Raw genomic sequence first — 441 nt, forward strand, 5'->3', positions numbered from 1 at the left:
CAGAAGATGCTGCACTACGAAGGATTCCAAGCCCCTCTTGAAATCGCCCGCCATCGATTGCCGTCTTCTTTCCATAGATAACAACAGCAGCTTTGTTGCCAGATTGAGCTTCGGCCTTCAGTTGCTCCAAGCTCATTCTTTCCAACCGCGCCAGTTCGGCTTCTGAAGGATAGCCATTTACCAAAAGCCATTGAGCTTCTGCTTCCGTATTAGCAACCAGTGGCCCACTGGTCTTGCATGAACCCGCCCCACTTTGACAGAGATACTGTCTGGCATCTTTCTGCATGGGATTAGTGACACTGGCATAACCCGGGGTTGCAGTCAATTTGCCATCACCTGCTGTGCTGATCGTCGCCACTGGTTGCTGTTTGGAGGAAGCGCTCTTCGCTGCTGGGTCGTCTACCTTCCCGCAAGCAGCAATACCTATAGCGAGACTGGCTA

General features: G+C 52.2%; 1 pseudogene. It reads right to left on the reverse strand.

Annotated features, from left to right (window positions below):
• Positions 1-358, reverse strand: a pseudogene (locus D588_RS26675) (hypothetical protein); the annotation flags it as partial.
• Positions 359-441 lie beyond the last annotated feature (83 nt).

It is taken from the genome of Xanthomonas sp. SHU 308 (assembly GCF_000364645.1).
Lineage (GTDB): Bacteria > Pseudomonadota > Gammaproteobacteria > Xanthomonadales > Xanthomonadaceae > Xanthomonas_A > Xanthomonas_A sontii.